Here is a 22,440-nt window from a genome sequence, read left to right as displayed (position 1 = left end):
AGAGGGGCAGACCGGGTATTGAAACGAGAGAATGATGAGACACCACGCTTCTCCCGGATCCCGCGGTTCTTAAATCGCTGCCTGTTGTCGTGTGCCGGGGTAGAACGTAAATTGATCCATGTGACGGGAGTTCCATGGGGACTTTCACTGGTAGGGGTTCTGGTCAAATGAATCAGTCGATTACGCAATTTAACTCCGCTAAGCGAAAATCAGTCAACGAGTTTTTAATCTCGGTCGTTCTACCAGTTTTCAACGAGCAGGATGTCCTCCCCCTGTTGTTACAGTCGGTGGAAGAATCACTCCAGCAGCTCGGTTGCTGCTATGAGATCATCTTTGTTAATGATGGCTCCTCGGATCAAAGTGGCTCCATTCTGGATGATCTGGCTGAATTGAACTCCCGGGTGAAAGTCCTGCATTTTGCCAAAAACTTCGGTCACCAGGCAGCCGTACAGGCCGGGTTATTACATTCGACCGGTGATGCGATTGTCATTATGGATTCGGATCTGCAGGACAGCCCGACGGCCATTATTGATTTTGTGGAAGCCTGGCAGGCGGGATTTGATGTGGTGTATGCCATTCGCACCGAGCGCAAAGAAAATGTACTTAAACGCTGGGCCTTCAGTACGTTTCACAAAACGCTGAACCTGATCGCGAATTCCCCCATTCCCAGAGATGCCGGTAATTTCGGATTGATTGATCGCAAAGTCGCGATTCAGATTGCCAAACTGATCGACCGTGATCGCTATTTTCCCGGTCTGCGTTCCTGGGTCGGGTTTCGTCAGATCGGTGTCAGCGTAGAACGCATGGCACGTTATGATGATACTCCCCGTGTTTCCTTCATCCATCTCTGTCGGCTGGCGAAAACGGCTATCTTCTCTTTTTCATTTTTACCATTGACCATCTTTTACCTGATCGCAGCGCTCTCAGCGGTGGTGTGTGCGGTCGTAATCAGCTTTGTGCTTTACCATAAGCTGTTTACCGGACTGGCAATCCCGGGCTGGGCATCGGTGACCATTACCGCTTCCTTTTTCGGTGCACTGAATGCTCTGGGAATTGGCATTCTCGGCGAATACGTCACGCGTATTTATGACCAGGTCCGAGCGCGTCCCATGTTCATCGTCAACACGAAAACCAATTTTGATTTTCCAGACCATGAAGCACCGCTCTTTTCGCGTAGCAACGACGGCATCCCCACAGAAGAAACCAGCCAGGAACTCTCACAGCAGAGCTGAGGTCGAACGTCGTTACTGCGATGTATGCCTGACAACAGTGGCGGAATCCTGGAAACGGGAAACCGGTTTTTCATTCGCCTGTTGATTGCGATCCACCTCGGTGCTTTGTGTGGTATGCAGCAGGCGCGGCCTGAAGACCACCATCAGCAACATGGGCAGATACCAGAGCAGATACACGCTTCCCTGCTGGGGGTACCAGAGCAGGGTGGCAATGATGATCGCCGTCGTATGTGACATTAAATGGCCTAAATTTTTTCGACGGGGCCAGATCGTCAGACAGACAATCAAAAGCACAAAGACCACAAAAACAGGAATCCGATAGGCCGAGTCATAGGCACTCCAGAAGCCCGGGATCTGCTGCCCCCCCTCGAATTTGATGACCGACCAGTCGATGGACCCGATGGTCTGCTGGGTAAAGGAATACCGATCGACGGACGTCAGAATCAGGCTGCCCAGCAAAACCGCTCCGACCACACTGCCGGAAAGCACAAACCGCTTCAGACCGTTTTTCCAGTAAAAACTGGCCCACAAAGGCAGAAGAAAGACCGGAAAAAACATCGCGCCACAGGCCAGACCCATGAAAGTTCCAGACAGCATCGGCTGCTTATAGGTCACAAAAGCCCAGACGAGCAATGCCGCTGGTAAAACATGGTTCGCTTTACTCACATCATAGGCAGTACAGGGCAGCAGGAGGTATAACAGCGCCATTGCCAGCCCGACCTGCGTATCTGCAAAATGTACTTTCCCCATGATGATCAGCCCTACGATGACAAAGGCGTGCGCCAGGATCGCCATGATCCGCGCAGCCAGCGTTGAATGATCAAGGGGCGGGCTGATACTCGTTACGGGAGCGCCTCCCTGGACAACTGCATTCGATAGAGGCACCACCGGCGCGGCCAGCAGGCGGGCAGTGGGGCCGGCTTCCAGATGTGTCTGCTGTTGAGAGGCACTGACATCCTGCATGCTCAGCAGACTGTCTGCCTGTCGGACTGTCTGGATGGTTTCCGGCGCGGGAATTTCCGTAAACACACGCACGATGAAAAAGGCGAAGATCGAAATACAGAGAAATGCCATTCCAAAACTGTTGAGATTCTGTTCGCCTCGCGGACGTCGCTGAAAATAACAGTCAACGCACATTCGAATGACAAACAATCCTGTTCCAGCGAACAGCCAGATGTTGCCCAGTACCGGTCGGTCACTTAAAAGCAGCAATCCCGGTGAGATGGAAAGCAAAAGTACCAGATCAAGATTGCGCAGCGAAAGGATCCGGTCAAATCGGAAAAAGACCGCCAGGGAGAGCAACAGGGACAGATAAAACCATGTTGCCTCACTTACATAATAATCAGGTAAGATATGGTTCATACAAGAATACCGCCAGTGATGTGAAAATATCACCAGTCGAATCAGTGAGCCTGAGCTTCAAACAGGTCCCCTTGTTATCGCTCAAACCAGTTACCAGCATGGGATCCAAACTCAATCGTGAAGATTCGGTCAACATGCCGGGTCAGTCAATTTGTGTCTATTGTTCACACATTTTTCATTTTAACCAGCCGATATTGGGATTTTTCTCAAGATCCTTCGTAGAAAACACCGCCTGTACACATCCAGTACAGTATCATGGCGATTCAGAAGGCAAACCTGAAAGCACGATAAAGCAAACATACTCGCCCTCGCTTCATAACACTAAGCAGGATAAATAAGTCGATTTTGAAAAACCAGTTATGTCTCACAGCCACTGCATTCTGGAGATGGGTGCTGACCACAGGGACTGCTGCAACAATCAGAAAGGGTGGCAGAAACAAGGGACAAAAGAAACGACCGGCAAACTGGTGAGAACAGAAGCCTGACCTGATGGGCATCCGTAGATGCGTGACTTTCCGTGGCGTCCGAAATCCGTTAATTTAGACTGAAACACAGGAAAATCTGCAAACGCTCATACCATGAGATCATCGTCGACTGTGTCTCGTTTTACCGGTGCCCCTCCCAGTGCCTGGGAGTTAGCCTAATCGATTGTGAGAGCCTGTGGTGAAATGTGAGATGCTTTTGTATTGAGAAGCGTTGCTGATTATCTGATCAAAACAGTATTCTCCCGTCCTCAGAAGATAGATTGTCATGTCTGCAAGTATAAAACTATATCTGCCCCGTCAGGTGATGGATTCATTGAACTGCCCGTCTGGCACCTCCCCCATCAGCCTGGTTCCACTGGAGCAGAAATCCCCCGCATCCCTGTCGCGAACAGAACTGGTTTCCCTCTTCGAAAGTGCAACCGAAGAGTATCTCGGTTTTGTTGATACCCCTCAATTGAGTCAGGCTGACCTGGAACAACTGTTGAGCCACGACTGGGATCAGCTTCGGGAAGGGGTCGGCCTGCTGCCATTCTCGAATTCAGAATATCTGGTTCAGACATTTCAGACCCTGCCTCCGCTGGCGGCCGCGTTATCCATGAATCCACTTCTGCAGGCGGTCATTCTGATCCGCAAGACAGACTTTCTCAGTCTGAACGATCTGCCGGACTCTCCGGAACAGATCTGGCAGGCATTGATTCTTCTGGCAAAACAGAAAGTATCCTTTCAACTGATTGAGACAGAGAACCCCCTCACACTGGAAAACAATTTACTCAGCACTCTGCCGGCATTAGCACCCCCTGCGCCCGGACCTGACAGAAAATGGCTGCTGGATCTGCTACGCAATTATCATCCTCGAGAGGATCTGTCCTCGATTGAATCCGCAGCAGATGCCACGGCACTCAAAGCCGGTCTGCTCTGCCTGCATGATTATCTCGAAGAAAGCCATGAATATTCACAGTCCGTTCAAAGCCAGGGCAGACATCGGGCAGGCGACTACTGGCATCATATCATGCACCGCCGCGAACCCGATTATTCCAATGCCAAATACTGGAGCAGGGTAGTCGGCTATCATCCGCTGCATGACGAACTGCCGGCAGCAGTATCGCCTCTGTTTGAGCGGTTTGCAGGCCTCTCGCATGTCGCAGACTGGCAAACAAAATTAGTCCAGAATAAACGCTGGCTGCTGAATGCTTTTGTCGATTGCTGCCAGGAGTGTGAAGCAAACGCAGATCCGGAACTCAACGCATTTGCAAAACAGGTCCAATGGGTGGAGATGTTGCTGTTGTTACAGAAAACATCCCTTGATGCTGTAAGTATTTAAGTCCAATCCGAATTTCCGGACCTTGTTCAGGTTGAGAAGTCGATACAAAGCAATTTTACAGGCATGATCATCAGACAGAATCGGAATTCGCGCGAATTGGGGTGTTAAATTCTGTTGACAGCCGCGTTTGCGAGGTTATGATTTAATTACTTACCGCTCAATCCTCCTGCGACTCCTGCGGGCAAACCGAGTGGATATCCATCCATGGGATCTCCTCCGAGAACTATTTTCGCAGGTGCCATCATACAGGAATGACAACCTCCCGACTGGTCTTTTCCTCAGCGCCAGCAGAGCATGCCTGATTGAATCATCCCATTTACGCTGGTGTTCATTTTCGGTGAAGTCTTCTTCTGTTACCATTTCACCGAACGAACCTGATTACTCCACAGATAACGTAATCGTCTACTCGACTGATTCATAGAAGTTAACGGGACTCACAGTATGTTTGGCTTTCCAGGCTGGATTGAAATCACCATCATTTTAGGGATCATTCTGCTCCTGTTTGGTAAGCGATTACCCGGAGTCATGAATTCTCTGGGGAGAAGCATCGTCGAATTCAAGAAGGGCTCACAAGAGGGAGCCGACGAAGAGGACGAATCTTCCCGAATCCGGTCGCAAGACTCGAAACAGGATAATCCCCCGGGCTGACCTGTGACTGTTTTCAATCGTTTTGCTCTCAACCCCAAGATCCCAGGATCAGGGGGGACAAACTGATGTTTCCCCCTCAATACCTTATTCATAAAAAGAGGTAAGAAAATGTTTCAGACAATCACACACATCACACCAGTTCCTGCTTTTCTGGGAATGCCCGGCGGTTATGAGATGATCATCGTCGGCATCATTGCTCTGCTGCTGTTTGGTAAGCGTTTACCAGAAGTCGCACGCAGTCTGGGCAAAGGAATCGTCGAATTCAAAAAAGGCGTCAGTGGTATCGAAGACGATGTGAATCAGGCATCCTATTCACATTCACAACCTGAAACACCACGCCCGACTCCCTCAGAACGATCTGATGATTTCACAGCGCCCAAGTTTGAAGTTCCCAACTCTGAACCCAAGGCGGAAGAAAAATCGGAACAGGCATGAGCTGCCGGGCGACCGTCAGTCTGCCTGGTCAGACTTAATAGGGAGATGCTTTGCTCAGCACTTCCACATCAACGATTCTCCCGGATGGCCTGGTCAGATCCAGGATAATCGGCTCTGGTGTCACTTCCTGCGAAACATTGCCTGCCGCATCGCGGGCAATCACCTGGAGGTAGAATTTCGAAGGGTTGCCTGGTCGCACAGACCAGGTAAACCGTCCCTGATCTTCCTGCCAGTCCACGATGGGTTCCCAGGGGCCCCCCGGTTGCGTTGAGAAATTGATGGCGATCGATTTCTCAGCAGGGTTCTGATCACTCATGGCCCAGGAAATCGTGACCTTATTCGCTTCTCCACCCAGTCCCTGTACCACGGGATTTAATTTCAGGGCAGGTGCCGTCCGGTCCACCACAATCACAACATCCGGTTTCTCACCCGACTTGGGTAAGGCATCCGCCAAACCAACTCCACTCCGCACCCGTAAGGAAAACCCATAGATGCCATCATGGGGGACTTCGACGTGGAACGGACTCTTTTTGTCCGCGTCTTCGCCGTATTTATACCATTTCTGGCCATTGTCTTCTGTAATGTAAAGTTCCACAGCACCGATGCCTGAGGGACCGACTTCATCGACTTCGAATCCGATCTGGAATTTGGTCCCGTTCAAGACCTGCTTGCGTTCTGCAGCCCAGTTTTGTGTGGCCGACTGGGGGTAACGATTCTTGGCGTAATTCGGACGCTTTTCCGGATCATCGGCGACAAATTGATTTTTAACCTGCCCCTGGTCACTCTGCGGCCCCGGGTTGACCTGTTCTGATCGGTTCTGCTGAGGAAAGACGCTGGGAAGCTGATGATTCGCCAGGGGTGTCTGGGAATCTAAACCATGGGGTTGCGTGGGCTGAGGTGAAACGTGATCACCGGAATAAGGTGCGAGTGTCCCCGGTTCTGTCTGGGTCAAGCTGTTGTCCGGCAGCGTCCCCTGGGCGATCGGCTGGTTAAAGTCGGGAAGATCTTCCTTGGGTTTGGGAAGCGTCGTACGACTGGCCGCGGCAACGACCCGAATCTGTTTCTGGCTGCTGCCTGTATTATCGGCTCTGTCTTTAATCACACCCCGCACTGACACGACGCCGCCTTGCGAAATGGACCAGGTGGTCTGACCTTTTCCATGAGGAGCGACAATCACACGCTGCCAGTTCTGACTCCCGTTCTGGGAGTATTCCAGGACCAGTTTGGTCGGATCCAGGTTCTGATCTTCGGCATTCCAGATCAGTTGAACTTTACCCGGGGAAATCTGTCGCAGATCGAGATCCAGTTGTGGAGGTGTCGTATCAATCACGACCCGTAAACCGGGCTCAAACACACGACCGGACGGATGCAGCTGATTTTGGGAATCCAAAGTCCGCACGGAGAACCAGTATTCTCCATCCTGGGTGGCTTCAAAGGGAAATTTGCGCGTGGTAGGAGGAACCGACTGCAGATGATTCCATGTCACCCCCCGGTCGGTGGAAACATAAAGTCTGATTTCCCGCGCACCGAGTCGATCAATTTCAGCCTGATCGTAATGATAAGGAATGCGAAACTGGGTCTTACTGGTAAATACGGGGGACGTAGAAACAGCAGCCGAAGCGGAATTCAAGGGGAATCCCCAAAACAAGCAACTGACTACCAGTAATGTAAATAGTCTCATGCCAATGCACCTCCCTGCCTGAAGAACACATTCTTCTGTGATCCCGGCCCGGAGTCCCTCCTGAGAAGTTGTGAATTTTGCTAACAGTCTATTCACCGGGTACAAAGCATGTATTTCGATCCCTGACAGCATCTCGCGACGAACTTGAGCCAATATCAAACTGAATGAGACGCAACTCAGGGGAATACGCGCACTGGTAAACCGAAGATTGACTATCTAGGCATATCGTCTATTCGGTTGGTAGGACTTGAGACGATCTTTCGGGTTGAAACAGAAGCGCAACAGGAGAAAACACGAAGAAATATTCCTGTGTTAAAGAGGAAGCCCTCGGGAACAGGCAAGGCCATCTACCCTTTGCGCAGCTCCTTAATTTTGCCCATATACTCAGCAGTCAGTTTCTGAATCCCTTCCAGATCACCTGACTCAACCATTTTGGCTGTGACCAGTGAACTACCCAGTCCGACGGCACAGGCGCCCGCTTTCAGATAAGCGGGCAGGGTTTCCAGGTCGACGCCGCCGGTGGGCATCAAAGGAATCTGGGGCAGAGGCCCATGCAGGGCTTTCAGATAGGCGGGCCCTCCCACAAAAGCCGGAAAGACTTTGATGATATCTGCGCCTGCTTCCCAGGCCGTTAATACCTCTGTCGGAGTAAAGGCTCCCGTCATGATCAGTTTATCATACCGGTTGCACAGTTCGATGACATCGGTATTCACGGTAGGGGTCACAATGAATTCCGCACCGGCAAGAATTGCCGCCCGGGCGGTTTCCGTATCCAATACGGTGCCAGCTCCCAGCAATATCTTATCACCCAGGTCGCGTTTGACCTGTGCCAGTATGTCAAGCACACCAGGCACGGTAAACGTGACTTCAATCACATCCAGTCCGCCAGCATAAATCGCTTTGGAGACATCAACCAGCAACTCACCCGATTGTGCGCGAATGATAGCAACCGCACCACGATCGAGAACCTGTGTTAAATCCGAATGACGACTCATCTGCTGTAAAACCTTATCTGAAAGAGACGGGGACGCAGGGGAATGATAAATCAGCCTTGATAGGAAAACTGCTCGGCAAACTCAAGGATCCAGAGATCCATTAAGTCCTGAAACGATTGCATATCAGCTTCGGCAATAAACTGATAATGGGAACGATTAAAAATCTCTTTATTGCGAATGGTGGCTTTCGCTACCAGTTCGACGATATGGGTCTCGGTAAAGGGCCTGACAATCATTTGCAGACGACTGTAAAGGGTCTGCGCTTTTTGACCGGTATTCAAGCTGACATCATCCCGCGTAATTTTCGAACCCCAGCCTTCCTCTCCCATAACAGTGTTGAACTGAAAGCCGGGAAAGTGATCTGACAGTTTTCTCAGACAACTGTCGATGTGTTCGGTTAACTCCAGACGGTATTTCAAGTGAAGATTCCGAAACTCCTCTTCGGTCAGTTTTTTGCCAACTTCCTGTCTGATCTCTTCATCTTTGGCGGCGCGCCCTTTATTAATGGCATTCTGAAGACGCTTCTCAAAGTCCATTCAAAACCCTCAAATTCTTTCCACCTGTATTTGTACACCAGTTTGACGAACTTTAAGTCAGACCTGGAATTATCATGATTCGTTTATTTCGCGAGTTGATCATAAAAGTGATCCGTTCAGGATGCAATGCAAGCGGTCTCCCGACTTTACCGGCACCATTTGCAAGAATCCCATTTTATGAGAATCACGGGCGGACTTCCAGCTCAGACAGGATTCCCTCTCCACTTTCAAAAGCAGTCAAATCCCCGTTCGTATTACACTTACGGTAAGATCGACAATGTAATTCTTACGATTCTGACCTCTCTTATCTATAGTTGACACCAGGGAAAATAATTTCATATCAGAGTCCACTCCTGTTTGACGGCTTCCCGTTTGCCAGAAGTGATTGTTCCGACAGGAACTGGAAAACAGGGGTGAATCGCGTCCAGTGGCTGCGTCCAGTCTGTTTTCGATCAGCGATTTCCAGCAATCCTATTTCTTTTTCTTATCGTAAATTGACCATTTTTGGCGCGTGAAATGCTTAGTCTCGCATATACTGTGACTGAGCTGAGACATAAGAAGGCTTGCCTCGTTCAGAGGTCTCCCTGATAATAACAGTCTGTCGTGTTAAGCAGGGGATCCGCATCTAAGTCCATGGAGCCTGCATCCGTTTTGCAGTTCAGATATAGGAAAGGCAGGAAGACTTTGCTCTCTGCCTGAGTTACAGTGATTTTTTATTTTTTAACTCTGGGAAAACAGGCGGATAAACAAAAGCTGTTCAAGGAACTGCTGGGCGATCATCTCGTTGAATGGATCCTGGCAGTTTTGATCGTCAGTTTTTTGATTTGGTTGATCGTATGGGTCGTAGGACGTTTTCGGGAAAATGAGGATCGTCATGTGGATGCCCGTGAATTACTTATGCAATTCGCAGAAATGCAGCGAGAAGGTGACCTTACCGACGACGAATTCCGATCCATCAAAAAGCGACTCGTTGCTCCAACCAGACAGGGTCTGGATAAGGACACTGTTGATGCAGATTCTGATCAGGCTGAGATTAACAGTCAGTCGGATCAGGAATGACTGTCAGCGGTTCTTCTTAATGCAAATAGAAATAGATCACATTTTTTATCCGATAACTGCCTCTTAGTAATCAATATTGATCCTTATCAGAGATCCATTTCAAAAGTTATTTTTACCTATCGAGTGATTTGCACGGAGGCAGAATCAAAATTCACTGGACGTTGATCGCCATAATTTAGTTGACACCGTTGAAGGGAAGCTATGCCCACCGGACGAGATATCACCTCTGGAAAACGTAATTCTTCTGGGAAGAAAAACGCGAACTGTTCTTTTTGCAGAAAAAGCTATCGTGAAGTGGGGCCCCTGGTAGAGGGACCCGATAACGCGTATATCTGTGGCGAATGTATTGAAGTTTGCCAGTCCATTCTGGAACAGGAGCACCGACGCAGAGGAACCACCAAAAAACTGTTCAAGAACGTTCCCACGCCGCGGGAAATTGTGACTCACCTGAACGAGTATGTAATCGGCCAGGAACGAGCCAAGAAAGTCATGGCAGTCGCCGTTCATAATCATTACAAACGACTGATGCATGCCGAAGAGGAAGGCTCGGACGTTGAACTCGATAAATCCAACATCCTGCTGATCGGTCCGACCGGATCCGGTAAGACATTACTGGCGAAAAGTCTGGCCCGTTACCTGCAGGTCCCGTTTGCCATCGGGGATGCCACCACGCTCACCGAAGCCGGTTACGTGGGAGAAGACGTTGAGAACCTGTTGCTCAAGCTGCTGCATGCTGCCGACTTCGATGTCGAAGCAGCCCAGCGGGGCATTTTATTCATCGACGAAATTGACAAGATTGGAAAAACCAGCCAGAACGTCTCCATCACCCGGGATGTTTCCGGCGAAGGCGTTCAGCAGGCGCTGCTGAAAATGCTGGAAGGGACCGTTGCCAATGTTCCGCCACAAGGTGGTCGCAAACATCCCGAGCAGCAGTACATTCAGCTCGATACCAGTAATATCCTCTTTATCTGTGGTGGTACCTTTGTGGGACTGGAAGATATTGTCGGGAAACGACTGGGCCGAAAAACCATCGGCTTCGGACAGAATAATCAGCAGAAGAAAATACAGGAACGGTCTAAAAATGACCTGCTGGCACAGGCTTCCGTGGATGACGTGCTGGAATTCGGCCTGATCCCGGAACTCCTGGGACGACTGCCCGTACTCTCTTCACTCTGCCAACTGGGCGAGCAAGACCTGGTCCGTGTTCTGACGGAACCCAAGAATTCCCTGGTGCGACAGTTCCAGAAGTTCTTCGAAATGGAAAAAGCGGAACTCGAATTTACGGAAGGAGCACTGCACGAAATCGCCCGTATCGCCCAGAAGAAAAATACGGGAGCACGGGGTTTACGCAGCGTCATTGAGCAGGCCATGTTCGATATCATGTACGAACTTCCCGAACAGGAAGCCGGCAAGAAATATGTGGTCACACCGGAAATCATCCAGGGTACTGAACATCTCTTCCCTAAAGATGACTCCGCAGCCGCATAGACTTGCGTCAAAGAAGAATCTATAATCAAACCTGATGATTAACAAATCTCCCGCCGGAGTCTTTTCTTCGGCGGGTTTTCTTATGTGTGTGGTAGAGTCATGAAAATTCGTTTGAGTGTTCAAAGTACATCATCCAAATCCAAAACCATGACTCTCACAAAAACGACTCTGATCGGCAGAGCTCCCGACTGCGATATCAAACTGAAATCCGACCTGGTCAGCCGCCACCACTGCAAAATCTTTCTCACCGGGTCCGTGGCACTGGTTCATGACCTGGGCAGTTCCAACGGCACCTTCATCGATGGTCAGAAACTGACTCCCAAACGGGATACCAAGTTAGCCCCCGGCTGTCTGCTTTCGATTGCAGACGTCAATTTTCAGGTCGACTATGATCCGAAACAGTTTGTCGATGTCGGTTCGACGATCAATCTCAAATCCCTGGAGGGGATCTTACCGGAAAATACCCTGACAGCAGTTTCCGACAACGTTCGCTCTCAGGATATCCCCTTACCGGACAAACAGAAAAAATCGAGCGACACGGCAACCATTGATGAGTACGTACCAGATCAGAGTTCTTCAGAAAATAAAAAGACCATTCAATTTCCAGAAATTGAACTAACGGATAAGATGGATCAAAAGTGATTTCATCAATCCATCTCTGAAAGACTTAAAGATGTCTGATAACGACGTACAGGAGTTGTTAAAACTCAGTAAGCAGTTGCTGCATTCCATCGATCATAAAGACTGGAATACTTACACAAGTCTCTGTGATGAAGAACTGACCGCCTTTGAACCGGAAGCCAGGGGGCATCTGGTCGCGGGAATGGATTTCCATCGATTTTATTTTGACATGAATCCCACAGGCAGGCCACGGCAGTCGACCATCACTTCACCCATGGTCTCAATCATGGGCGAAGTTGCCCTCATTACTTATGTCCGCATCGTCCAGGTGATCGATGAGCATGGCCACGATTCCACCGCGGCCTGTGAAGAAACCCGCATCTGGCAGAAACAGGACGGGGAATGGCAACACGTCCATTTCCATCGATCCACAATCTGAACACAACCGGTATCCATTATGACAAAACCAGCCTCTCAGGTACTCATCCTCTGCTCGGACATCATGTTTTCGAGCCAGATTACCGGAGCCGCCAGACAGTGTGAGTACACTTTCTGTACCGTACTCAGCACGCGCCAGGCACTGGCACAACTGGACGACTCGATCCGCCAGGTGCTGCTGGTGGACCTGAATCAGCCTTCATTGAACTGGGACCAGTTGAAATCGATCCATCAGGAGCATCCCACTCTGGTGAGTATCGCCTTTGGACCGCATGTGGATGTCGAAAAGCTGGAAGCGGCCCGGGCAGCAGGCTGCACGGAAGTAATGCCTCGCAGCAGATTCTCTGCACAGCTTGCTCAGATCCTGCAGGCTGCACTCACTGAAGAAGTATAAGTCGAATTATACCAGGTGAAATTTCTGTAACAGCCCCCGGTAAGCCGCTTCGCCCTGTTGATGGGCTACCACGGCACTGATCCGGGTTTCACTGGTGTTGATCATCTGGATATTAATTCCCGATTCCGCCAGTGCGCTAAACATGGACTGTCCCACACCCGTATGGCTGCGTAAGCCAATCCCGACGACGGACAGCTTGGCAATTTCCGCCTCATGACTCAGCTCGGCCTCGCCCCATTCTTTCAGCAGCGGTGCCACCAGTTCCAGGCTCTTTTCCAGTGAGGTCCGGGGAACGGTGAATGACAGGTGGGCCTGTTCCTCTTCTCCCATATTCTGCACGATCATATCAACCGAGACGCCCCCCTCGGCCACAACAGAGAACAGCCGCGAACAGATACCGGGACTGTCAGGCAGATTTCTGACGGTAACACGGGACTGGCTCTGGTCCAGCAGTACTTCACTGACCACGATATCTTCCATATGGGACAACTGGTTAATAATGTCCTGCTCGAGCGTCGTCTGTTCCGGAGCCGACCCACTCGTCTGCTGCGCGTCCGTCTGTATTTCATTGGTCGCAAACGAATAACTGGAGAGCTGATTCAATTCGAAACCGTTATGAATCACCTGGACTGCTTTTTCACATTGATCACGATTGACAAGCACCGTTACTTTGATTTCGCTCGTCGTAATCATGCCCACATTGATGTCGGCTGCTGCCAGAATCGCAAACATGCGACTGGCTACTCCATAATGGTTCCGCATGCCGCAGCCCACGATCGAAACTTTGGAAAGATTCGTGCCATGCTGAATTTTCCCGGCACCGATTACATCAATGGCCTCACTGGCAGCCGTCAATGTTTCCGCCAGATCCGACTCAGGAACGGTAAAGGAGACACGGGCCAGTCCCGCTGTACCCACATCCTGTACAATCATGTCCAGGCAGATCTTACGCTCGGCCATCCGCGTGAAGATACTCCCCATGATTCCCGGTTCGTCAGGGATATCGGTCAGACTCACACGCACTTCATCCCGGACAAAAGCCACCCCGGTCACAACGGGAGCATCTGTCAGGGGCTGAACCGCGATCAGGGTTCCCTCGCCATCGGAAAATGAAGGACGTACTTTCAAAGGCACCCTGTATTTTTTTGCGAATTCAATGGACCGGGAATGCATGACACCTGCTCCCAGGCTGGCCAGTTCCAGCATTTCATCATACGAGATGCTGTCAATTTTGTGTGCTTCCGGAACGATACGGGGGTCAGTAGTAAATACGCCTTCCACATCCGTATAAATTTCACACATGTCTGCTTCCAGCACGGCAGCCAGTGCCGTCGCCGTCGTATCACTGCCGCCGCGTCCCAGGGTTGTGATATTCCAGTCTTTATCGCGTCCCTGAAATCCTGCCGCGATCACAATTTTACCTTCATTCAGGGCAGACCGCATCCGCTCGGTGGAGATCGAAATTATTCGGGCTTTGGTGTGCGATGAATCGGTGACAACACCAATCTGAGAGCCTGTCAGACTGATCGCCTGCACTCCCAGCTTGTGTAAGGCCATCGCCATTAAGGCCACTGATTCCTGTTCGCCCGTCGACAGCAGCATGTCCATCTCGCGCGGAGTAGGGTGGTCCGTTATTTCCGCCGCCAGCCTCACCAGCTCGTCGGTTTTTTTGCCCCGCGCACTGACAACCATCACGACCTGATGACCCGCCTGCTGCATTTCGGTTGCACGCCGGGCTGCTGCGAGGATCTTGCTGGTATCTGCTACACTCGTTCCACCAAACTTCTGGACTATGAGTGACACGACTTCTCTCCGTTTCTCTGCAAGTGAATGAACAAGGTACTGATGGCACTGACCGGCGGCCGCTTCAAACGACCACATCTGACGCATGAGAGCTTCTTGATGTCTGTGAATCAGAGAATGGGAAAAGGTAACAAATCATCCCAGTTTCGTGAATCATCAGACTTTGAGGTTTCGCTAAAACCAGAAAAAGCAGCCGGAAAAAAGGCGCATTCCCATCATCTGTACTGACAAGGCTCCGATCAACGGGATCAGCCAGTGTTCACAAGAACACACACTGACCCGATTTAAGCAGGCATTAAGTCCATGATCTCGTCAGCCACCCGCTTCGCTGCATCAGGAAGAGCGAGTTGCCGCATCCTTGTCGCCATTTGCCCTCGCTGTTCCGCATCGAAGACCAGTTTAAAGACTGCTTCCTGCAGCTGTCTTGCCGTCTGTTCCGGTTCTGAACACTGCTCGACAATCACAGCGGCACCATGTTCTGCAAAATAGCGGGCATTCAGTAACTGATGCTCATTCACCGATCCTGGATAGGGAATCAGTATCGTGGGACATCCTGCACAGGCCAGTTCAGCCAGAGTCGTCGCCCCCGAGCGGGAAATCACAAGATGGGCTCGAGCATACCATTCTGAAAGATCTTCAAAGAAAGGTTTCACTGTTACTTTCAGGCGGGGAACGGAATTCCAGATCCTTTCATAGGCTTTTTCCAGGCGGGAGAAATCGTTTTCCCCAGTCTGATGAACGACCTGTATGGTCTCCGGCAACTGATCCAGGGAGCGTTCCAGCAGTGAGATCACGGCAGAATTGACCGCGAGTGCCCCCTGGCTGCCTCCTAATACCAGGATCACGAATTCGTCCTCTGCAGGGTCAGACAGGATCTGATTCGCTGATTCAGCCAGTTGCCTGATCTGTGTTCGCACGGGATTGCCCGTCACCACGACACGTGGCTTCTGACCGGCTTCGATCTGCGAACTGCTCCAGATCGTATCAGGAAAAGAACTGCAGATCACATCAGCACGACCCAGTAGAAAATGGTTGGCTTTGCCACAGACGATATTCTGTTCCAGCAACACAATGGGCAGCTTCATCAGGGAAGCTTCCATAATGACTGGCACACTCGCCATGCCTCCCAGGCCAACCACCAGTGCTGGATCATTTTCCCTGAGCCAGGTTCGCCCCTTCCAGTAAGCGCGAAAATTATTCACGAAAAAACGGAAGGGGTTACGGAACATCGCTTTCAAGGGATAGGTGGGCAGGTCAATATGCTCGAATCCCGACCGCGCAATGATCTGTTGCTCGACCGGCCGATTGGTCCCCACAAAACTGATCCGACAGTCTCCCCGGGAAGCCAGTTCCGCGGCAACAGCCATCCCCGGAAGTAAATGGCCGCCGGTGCCACCACCTGCAAAAACGATCGATTTGCCATCGAGAATCGAAGGAGAGCTCATGATTCGGAATCACCTGATGAGAGTGAAGGGATCAAACTGAGAGACACGCTACCAGCATAGAAACATTTCTCCCGGAATCCCAGCTAAGACCTCTCTTCTGATTCGAGATCTTCGTCTTCTTCATACTCGCCTTCTTCGCACTCTTCATCTTCGCACTCTTCATCTTCGCACTCTTCATCTTCGCACTCTTCCGGAGAATCCACCTCTAACGGTGTCTTCTCCTCAGCGAGTGTGACGGCTTCATTGACGAGTGGTTCCTCATCCTGATTGAGTTCCGGATCGATCACGAGAGCGTCATCTGCCGCTGAGCGTGTGAGGCTGATGATAATACCCAGCGAGAGCAGACTTACCATCAGGTTCGTACCGCCGTAACTGATCAGGGGATGCGAAATTCCTTTGGGCGGCACCATGGCCGTCACAACAGCCACGTTGAGAACAGCCTGCAGCACCAGTTGCAGCAGTAATGTCAGACTGACTACGTACGCATAGGAATTCTGTTTCTGTGAGCGGATAATATTCAAACCAGTGAGAAACAGCCCCAGCCATAAACCGACAATCGCGAGTGTGCCGATCAACCCCAACTCTTCACCGGCGACGGAAAAGACAAAGTCGGTATTCGCTTCCGGGAGAAAGCTTAATTTTTGTGCCCCTTTCCCCAGTCCCGAGCCATAAACGCCGCCCGTCCCTAGAGCCATCAGAGACTGCTTCAGCTGGTAGGGGGCAGATTCCCAGTTGGTCCAGGTATCCAGGAAACCGCTGATTCGCTTCAACTGATAAGGACGTAAAGCGACCAGCATTCCCACAGCAGGTAAAGCGCATAACAGACCGACGATAAAGTTTCGAATCGGCCATCCCCCCAGAAAGAGGGCAATCATGACACCACCCGCCAGAAACAGGGTCGTTCCCAGATCGGGTTGTTTAATCACCAGGGGAATAATAATCGCCAGTGGAATCAGTAACGGCACCGTCCCCTTGAACCAGTGCTTCACGGAACTTCGCCGCTGCACCATCAGACGTACTGTCAGGAGAGGCAGGGCAATTTTTGCCAGCTCAGAAGGTTGCAGAGAAACAGAACCAAACCGCAACCAGCGCTGCGCTCCATTCACCCGCGTTCCGATCCCCGGAACCAGGACCAGAATCAGTAAAACCACCGTTCCCCAGAAGAGCAGGGGAGCGCGGTCGTACCAGAAGCGGGCCGGGAGATACGAAGCGCACGATGCCACGCTCGCCGCGATTGCCAGGAAGATCAGGTGCTTCGATAAATAAACCTGTTCGAATTCAGTCGGCCAGGAGGTGATGCTGGCGCTGTGCACCATCAACACTCCGATCCCGAGCAACGCGCAGGCCATGGAAATAAACAGGCTGCGATCGTGCTCCGGCTGAGAATCGATTGAGAATGATGACTTCATCGAAACGCTCTCATTGATAATGAAGAATACATATCAATGAAATCGACTCTAAAAACGGCATGCCCTGAACGGTAAGCCCTATGGGAAATCACGATTTAGAAACAATCAACGAGGATACGAACCAGCTGACAAAACCGTGCTAACAGGCCTTTTCCCAGCTCCGCTGTTTCCGCTGATCGACAGAAACGTCACGATCGTAACACGGACCGTAACCGACAGACTCAGGTCGCAATCTTCAGGCTGGAGATGGCAATGATGGCCAGCAATGCAGAGCAGATCCAGAAACGGACCACAATCTTCATTTCGTGCTGCCCCTGGAACAGATAATGATTATGCAGCGGACTGCAGGCCAGAACGCGCACCCCTGTCCGACGGTACCAGAATACCTGAATAATCACACTCAATGTTTCTACTACGAATACACCACCGGCAATGACCAGCAACGCTTCCTGGCGAATCACCAGCGCAGAAAACCCCAATAGCGCCCCCAGAGGCAGGGAACCCGTATCCCCCATAAAGACCTGGGCGGGATAACAGTTGAACCACAGGAAGCCCAGCACGGCGCCAACCGTGGCTCCCAGTAGAATACTCAACTCGCCCGCTCCCGCGATGAAAGGAACCTGCAGATATTCAGCCATCACTTTATGCCCTGCCAGGTAAGTCAATCCGGCGAAAGCAGAACCGGCAAATACCATGCAGCCACTGGCCAGACCATCCAGGCCATCCGTCAGGTTCACCGCATTCGAACTGCCCGTCATTACAAACATTGACCAGGGAATGAAGAACAGCCCCAGGTAACAGACCATTCTGGTGACAGGCATAATCAGATCCAGACCGGCGGGTACACTGTGATGATTGAAGTACAAAGCCGTTCCGATCACAGCTGAAAAAATCAGCTGAACCACGAGTTTCTGCCGGGGCTTTAACCCGTTCCGACTGGTACTGAGTTTGATCCAGTCATCGTAGGCGCCCAGCAGTGCAAAACCGGTTGCCGTCAGCAAGCCCAACTGCACATAGCGATTTGAGAGATCCGCCCAGAGGAGACCAGAGATAAGAATCGATCCTACAATGAAAATGCCCCCCATCGTGGGAGTCGCATTTTTGGAGGCATGAATTTCATTCAGCTTCTCAGAATCACTGACGACCCGCTCGCGAAAGCGTTTTTCCAGCCAGCGGATTGCCAGCGGTCCCAGCAGAATCGCAATCAGAAAGGAAGACAGACTGGCCAATGCCATCCGCGCAGTCAGAAAGACGCGGGAGTCTCCAGTCGAAAGCACTTCCAGTTGCTCCAGAAGCGGGGAAAACGTCTTCACCAGCCAGATGATCATGAAGTAATTTACTCGCCATTAACAATCTGAACCAGATCAGTTTTCCTGTTAAGCCTCATTACCACAGAGGCCGTGAGACTGTACCAGCCCTTTCGACAACACTGCCAAATAGAAGGTCCGGGCGCCGAGACCCCAATCCCGACGCCCGGAAATGATTTCACCATAATACAGCTATGGAGTGATCGACCCAAGTAATCACAATTTCCGACGCTGATTTGTCCGCCGAAGCAGACGCGCTCTGGATTCCCGCAAACCCGAAGCATATGGTGAAATCACAAGTTTAGACACATGATATTTTCGTTGTTCCCGTTGTTTTTCCGTCTGAGACAGTCTGCTGGAGATGCTGCAGCAGACGTTCCATCCGCATCCCGCGCGACCCTTTCACTAGTACAACATCTCCCGGTTCCAGATGGTCAGTCACCTCCAGAGCCAGCAGTTCCACATCGGGAGCAGTAGTAATTTGATTCTCAGCCATTCCTGCAGATCGAGCTCCCTGCGCCACAGACTCAGCCTGTCCGCCACAGGCAAACAGCAGATCTATGCCCGATTCAACAGCCAGCGTTCCCATCTCACGATGATATCCTTCGGTTTCCGGTCCCAGTTCCAGCATGTCTCCCATCACCATGATCCGCTTACCCGTGCCGACATAGTCGCGTAACACCTGGCACGCAGCCCGCATGGAATCAGGGCTGGCGTTATAGGTATCGTCAATCACAGTCCAGTCGCCAATCTGCATTCGGTGACAGCGTCCCGGCACAGTCGCATAGTTCCGCAGGCTCTCAGACACATCCTTTTCAGAGATTCCCAGCTCTCGCGCTACGGCGATTGCCGCCAGGGCAGCATTGATAAAGTGACGCCCCACGACCGGTAACAGATACAGTTGGCCATTCACCCGAAAGGAAATCCCCTGTTGATTCTGTGCAATCAAAACAGCCTGTAGATCATTGTTTTCTCCCAGTCCCACACGCACAGTTCTGGCAGAGGTCCGGGAGACCAGATAGTCTGCAAACGGGTCATCGCCGCAGACCACAGCCAGCCCCGCGGTCGGCAGAGCTTCGAATAAAGCACCTTTGGTTTCAGCAGTCTGTTGCAGTGTCCCGAAATGTTCCAGGTGCGAGCGACCGATGCCTGTAATCACACCAATCTGAGGAAGTGCAATTTCAGACAGCTCTTGAATTTCTCCCACCTGCGACGCTGCCAGTTCCAGTACTGCGAATTGATGAGTTGCTTCCATCGCGGCGATACTCAAAGGCACGCCAAATTCATTATTGAAATTCGCCGGGCTTTGAACCCCTGACAGGCAGGACGACAATGCCGTATAAATCATCGTCCGCGTGGTTGTTTTGCCCACACTGCCTGTGATACTAATCAGCTGTGCCGTCTGTTGCTGTCGATACCAGCGGGCAAATTGCAACAGCGCCTGATTCACATCGTCAACCTCAAGCAGTCGTTGAGCATCAGCGACTGATACCTCTCCACGTTTAACCACACAGGCTGCCGCCCCTTGCGCCAGTGCCTGCCCCACAAACTGATGCCCGTCCAGCCGCTTCCCCTGGATGGCAAAGAACAGTTCATTCTTTTGCGTAGTGCGCGAATCAATTGATATCCCGACAACGTCAGCCAGTTCCTGAAGCGGGCAAGTTACCCCCTTCTGAATCACCTGGCTGATTGTGTTGATTGAGATACGATCCATGAGAACGTTATATTTTCTGATTACGGGAATGAATATTTACTGCTGATAAGACGGTTAAGCCGGCACTTTCCGGGTGCTGTCGATGTGTTTTTTGTGGAAGTAATTCTCGACCACAAGCCGATCACTGAAGGGAATGATCTGATCGCCGATAATCTGCTCGCTTTCATGACCTTTACCGGCAATCAGTACCACGTCACCCTCGCGGGCCTCTGACAGGGCATGATGAATGGCCTGTCGACGATCAATTATCTGTTCCGGAGATTTACCACGACTCCGGCACCCCTCGGCAATCGCCCTGATTATCTGTTCTGGATCTTCACTGCGGGGGTTATCGCTGGTTATGATCACCCGATCGGCTTCACTGCCTGCCTGTCCCAGCAGACTGCGTTTTGCCGTATCGCGATCGCCACCGGCACCGAACACACAAAAGACACGTTGAGAGCACAGGCGTTTCGCAGACCGGATCACATGGCTCAATGCATCATCCGTATGAGCATAATCAATCAAAACGGTAAAAGGTTGACCGCAGGATACTCGCTCCATCCTGCCGGGTACCGTGGCAAGTCGTTCGATACCCAATGCAATTTCCGATAAAGAGACTCCCAGGCAGAGACAGGCAGCGGCCGCCGCCAGGCAGTTGGAGATATTATGTGTTCCGATCAGCGAAGTTCGCACGGGGACGGAAAGCCCGCTGGCAATGATTTCGAACTCTGCACCGTCCGTTGATTCCTGCAGATTTCGCGCGACGACGTCGGCCTCACCATCGACGGCATACGTCATCAGTCTCTGAGACGGCTTGACTGCGTCTGCAAAAGACCGGCATGTGGGATCATCCCAGTTCAGGATTACCGCACCTTCCGGTTTGACCTGTTGAATCATACGGGATTTACAGGCAGCGTAGTTTTCAAAATTCTGATGATAATCAAAATGATCCTGCGTGACGTTCGTGATTACTCCCACGGAAAGTTCGGTCCCCGCCAGACGACTCTGATCCAGAGCATGACTGGAAACTTCCATCACCGCATGAGTGGCTTTTCTGCAAACCATTTCCGCCAGCAGTTGAGAGAGCTCGTTCGCATCAGGCGTGGTCAGCGAAGCAGGTCGGGATGAAACACTGTTGTGGTATTCGACCGTGCCGGAAAGCCCCGTTCTCCTGCCGGAGTTCTGCAGGATAGATCGAATCAACCAGCTGACAGTAGTTTTCCCATTAGTACCCGTCACTCCGACTGTTTCAAGATGCCGGGCTGGACGTCCCGCCAGTTCAGCACAGAGCAGGGCATAGACCTTTCTTACATCGGAAACAATACATTGAGGCACCTTTAGCCCTGTCAGAGGGCGTTCCGTCAGAATTGCTTTTGCCCCTTTTTGAACCGCTTCGGGAATATACCGTTCTGCACACTCCCTGGTACCGCTCACGACGACAAACAGATCACCTGGCTGACAGTGACGGCTGTCTGACCGTATTGATGTCACAAAAACATCAGCACAATCAACAAAGCTTGCAGTGGGAACCAGTAATCGAAGACTGACGGCAATGGTCCCGGGTGACAGGCTGATTGATGAAGATGACATGGATGTGAGGTAAGAACCATGCATTTCAGGAAACCAATAGGTTAAAGAATCGATGACGGAAGGAAACTTCATTGACGTGGTAGCGTGGTGAATAAATCCGGACAGCCCGAACAGGCAAAGGTATGGAAATTGGATTTGTTCAGAATTGGAAATGTCTTAAAGTGGGAAGCATTCTCGTAATTCTTCGATTCAGGTCAACCCAGGAAATTCAAAAAAACGACCGGCGTCACCTGGCTTGTAATTATTACACAGACAATGCCGCTGATCGCACTTCGGCACATCAGTACCAGCCGGCCTGAAATCACGGGCCGCAGAAACCAGGGCCGTCATTAATCCAACAGATTTAACCCAACAAGATTCGCTCTCATCCCGACAGAAAAGGACTGGAAAATCAGTTGTTTTTTCACACCACCTTAGCACAAATTTAAAATTAGTATTTTTACCTATTTCGTACACAATGCTATGGATTCCGACACTCCGCCTCGGTATCCTGAA

Annotated in this window: 19 protein-coding genes; 9 read left to right on the top strand and 10 right to left on the bottom strand. The window is 51.1% G+C overall.

Translation table 11 applies throughout. The features are described from left to right. The first annotated feature begins 167 nt into the window (after nucleotides 1-167). Complete coding sequence (locus AACZ40_RS00940) at nucleotides 168-1,232, top strand: glycosyltransferase family 2 protein (RefSeq protein ID WP_291179208.1); 1,065 nt, start codon at nucleotides 168-170, stop codon at nucleotides 1,230-1,232. 12 nt (nucleotides 1,233-1,244) lie between these two features. Here AACZ40_RS00940 and AACZ40_RS00935 read toward each other — a convergent pair whose 3' ends face one another. Further along, nucleotides 1,245-2,594, bottom strand: coding sequence for a hypothetical protein (locus AACZ40_RS00935; RefSeq protein WP_291179205.1), 1,350 nt, complete (start codon nucleotides 2,592-2,594; stop codon nucleotides 1,245-1,247). Nucleotides 2,595-3,344: 750 nt separating this feature from the next. Between AACZ40_RS00935 and AACZ40_RS00930 the strand changes: the two genes are divergently transcribed. From AACZ40_RS00930 to AACZ40_RS00920, 3 genes are all read left to right on the top strand, one after another. Further along, complete coding sequence (locus tag AACZ40_RS00930; protein WP_291179202.1) at nucleotides 3,345-4,400, top strand: hypothetical protein; 1,056 nt, start codon at nucleotides 3,345-3,347, stop codon at nucleotides 4,398-4,400. A gap of 441 nt (nucleotides 4,401-4,841) precedes the next feature. Beyond that, nucleotides 4,842-5,048: a twin-arginine translocase TatA/TatE family subunit gene (locus tag AACZ40_RS00925; RefSeq protein WP_291179199.1), complete on the top strand. Its 207-nt coding sequence runs from the start codon at nucleotides 4,842-4,844 to the stop codon at nucleotides 5,046-5,048. Between the two features lie 108 nt (nucleotides 5,049-5,156). Continuing rightward, nucleotides 5,157-5,483 (top strand): twin-arginine translocase TatA/TatE family subunit, encoded by a 327-nt coding sequence (locus AACZ40_RS00920; protein ID WP_291179196.1) that lies wholly within the window; start codon nucleotides 5,157-5,159, stop codon nucleotides 5,481-5,483. A gap of 34 nt (nucleotides 5,484-5,517) precedes the next feature. Here AACZ40_RS00920 and AACZ40_RS00915 read toward each other — a convergent pair whose 3' ends face one another. The 3 genes from AACZ40_RS00915 to AACZ40_RS00905 all read right to left on the bottom strand — a co-directional run bounded on the left by AACZ40_RS00915 (nucleotide 5,518) and on the right by AACZ40_RS00905 (nucleotide 8,695). Next, nucleotides 5,518-7,164: a hypothetical protein gene (locus AACZ40_RS00915; RefSeq protein WP_291179193.1), complete on the bottom strand. Its 1,647-nt coding sequence runs from the start codon at nucleotides 7,162-7,164 to the stop codon at nucleotides 5,518-5,520. A gap of 347 nt (nucleotides 7,165-7,511) precedes the next feature. Continuing rightward, nucleotides 7,512-8,159 carry a bifunctional 4-hydroxy-2-oxoglutarate aldolase/2-dehydro-3-deoxy-phosphogluconate aldolase gene (locus tag AACZ40_RS00910; protein ID WP_291179190.1) on the bottom strand — a complete coding sequence of 216 codons (648 nt, stop codon included), beginning with the start codon at nucleotides 8,157-8,159 and terminating at the stop codon, nucleotides 7,512-7,514. A gap of 50 nt (nucleotides 8,160-8,209) precedes the next feature. Continuing rightward, a complete protein-coding gene (locus AACZ40_RS00905; protein WP_291179187.1) occupies nucleotides 8,210-8,695 on the bottom strand; it encodes a hypothetical protein in 486 nt (161 codons plus the stop codon). 705 nt (nucleotides 8,696-9,400) lie between these two features. Here AACZ40_RS00905 and AACZ40_RS00900 point away from each other — a divergent pair. The 5 genes from AACZ40_RS00900 to AACZ40_RS00880 all read left to right on the top strand — a co-directional run bounded on the left by AACZ40_RS00900 (nucleotide 9,401) and on the right by AACZ40_RS00880 (nucleotide 12,695). Beyond that, on the top strand, nucleotides 9,401-9,754 hold the full coding sequence (locus AACZ40_RS00900; protein ID WP_291179185.1) for a hypothetical protein: 354 nt from the start codon (nucleotides 9,401-9,403) through the stop codon (nucleotides 9,752-9,754). A 201-nt stretch (nucleotides 9,755-9,955) separates the two neighbouring features. Next, complete coding sequence (gene clpX / locus AACZ40_RS00895; RefSeq protein ID WP_339672767.1) at nucleotides 9,956-11,242, top strand: ATP-dependent Clp protease ATP-binding subunit ClpX; 1,287 nt, start codon at nucleotides 9,956-9,958, stop codon at nucleotides 11,240-11,242. A gap of 99 nt (nucleotides 11,243-11,341) precedes the next feature. Beyond that, on the top strand, nucleotides 11,342-11,884 hold the full coding sequence (locus tag AACZ40_RS00890) for an FHA domain-containing protein (RefSeq protein WP_291179179.1): 543 nt from the start codon (nucleotides 11,342-11,344) through the stop codon (nucleotides 11,882-11,884). Nucleotides 11,885-11,915: 31 nt separating this feature from the next. Further along, complete coding sequence (locus AACZ40_RS00885) at nucleotides 11,916-12,302, top strand: DUF4440 domain-containing protein (protein WP_291179176.1); 387 nt, start codon at nucleotides 11,916-11,918, stop codon at nucleotides 12,300-12,302. 18 nt (nucleotides 12,303-12,320) lie between these two features. Then, nucleotides 12,321-12,695 (top strand): hypothetical protein, encoded by a 375-nt coding sequence (locus AACZ40_RS00880; RefSeq protein WP_291179173.1) that lies wholly within the window; start codon nucleotides 12,321-12,323, stop codon nucleotides 12,693-12,695. Nucleotides 12,696-12,701: 6 nt separating this feature from the next. Here the strand turns inward: AACZ40_RS00880 and AACZ40_RS00875 are convergent, their stop codons facing one another. The 6 genes from AACZ40_RS00875 to AACZ40_RS00850 form a co-directional block, all read right to left on the bottom strand. After that, nucleotides 12,702-14,585 carry an aspartate kinase gene (locus AACZ40_RS00875; RefSeq protein WP_291179170.1) on the bottom strand — a complete coding sequence of 628 codons (1,884 nt, stop codon included), beginning with the start codon at nucleotides 14,583-14,585 and terminating at the stop codon, nucleotides 12,702-12,704. 197 nt (nucleotides 14,586-14,782) lie between these two features. Then, nucleotides 14,783-15,943 carry an undecaprenyldiphospho-muramoylpentapeptide beta-N-acetylglucosaminyltransferase gene (gene murG / locus AACZ40_RS00870; RefSeq protein ID WP_291179167.1) on the bottom strand — a complete coding sequence of 387 codons (1,161 nt, stop codon included), beginning with the start codon at nucleotides 15,941-15,943 and terminating at the stop codon, nucleotides 14,783-14,785. Between the two features lie 83 nt (nucleotides 15,944-16,026). Then, the gene (gene ftsW / locus AACZ40_RS00865; protein ID WP_291179164.1) at nucleotides 16,027-17,352 is read right to left on the bottom strand and encodes a putative lipid II flippase FtsW; all 1,326 of its coding nucleotides are present in this window, start codon (nucleotides 17,350-17,352) and stop codon (nucleotides 16,027-16,029) included. Nucleotides 17,353-17,573: 221 nt separating this feature from the next. Beyond that, nucleotides 17,574-18,680, bottom strand: coding sequence for a phospho-N-acetylmuramoyl-pentapeptide-transferase (gene mraY / locus AACZ40_RS00860; RefSeq protein WP_291179161.1), 1,107 nt, complete (start codon nucleotides 18,678-18,680; stop codon nucleotides 17,574-17,576). A gap of 280 nt (nucleotides 18,681-18,960) precedes the next feature. Next, a complete protein-coding gene (murF, locus tag AACZ40_RS00855) occupies nucleotides 18,961-20,373 on the bottom strand; it encodes a UDP-N-acetylmuramoyl-tripeptide--D-alanyl-D-alanine ligase (RefSeq protein WP_291179158.1) in 1,413 nt (470 codons plus the stop codon). Between the two features lie 54 nt (nucleotides 20,374-20,427). Further along, nucleotides 20,428-21,945, bottom strand: a complete 1,518-nt coding sequence (locus tag AACZ40_RS00850) for a UDP-N-acetylmuramoyl-L-alanyl-D-glutamate--2,6-diaminopimelate ligase (RefSeq protein ID WP_291179155.1) — start codon at nucleotides 21,943-21,945, stop codon at nucleotides 20,428-20,430. Nucleotides 21,946-22,440: the final 495 nt, after the last annotated feature.

Origin of the sequence: uncultured Gimesia sp. (assembly GCF_963972345.1) — a bacterium.
Taxonomy (GTDB): domain Bacteria; phylum Planctomycetota; class Planctomycetia; order Planctomycetales; family Planctomycetaceae; genus Gimesia.
The sequence above is the reverse complement of the archived record's forward strand: the minus strand, read 5'-3'. Positions and strand labels throughout refer to the sequence as shown.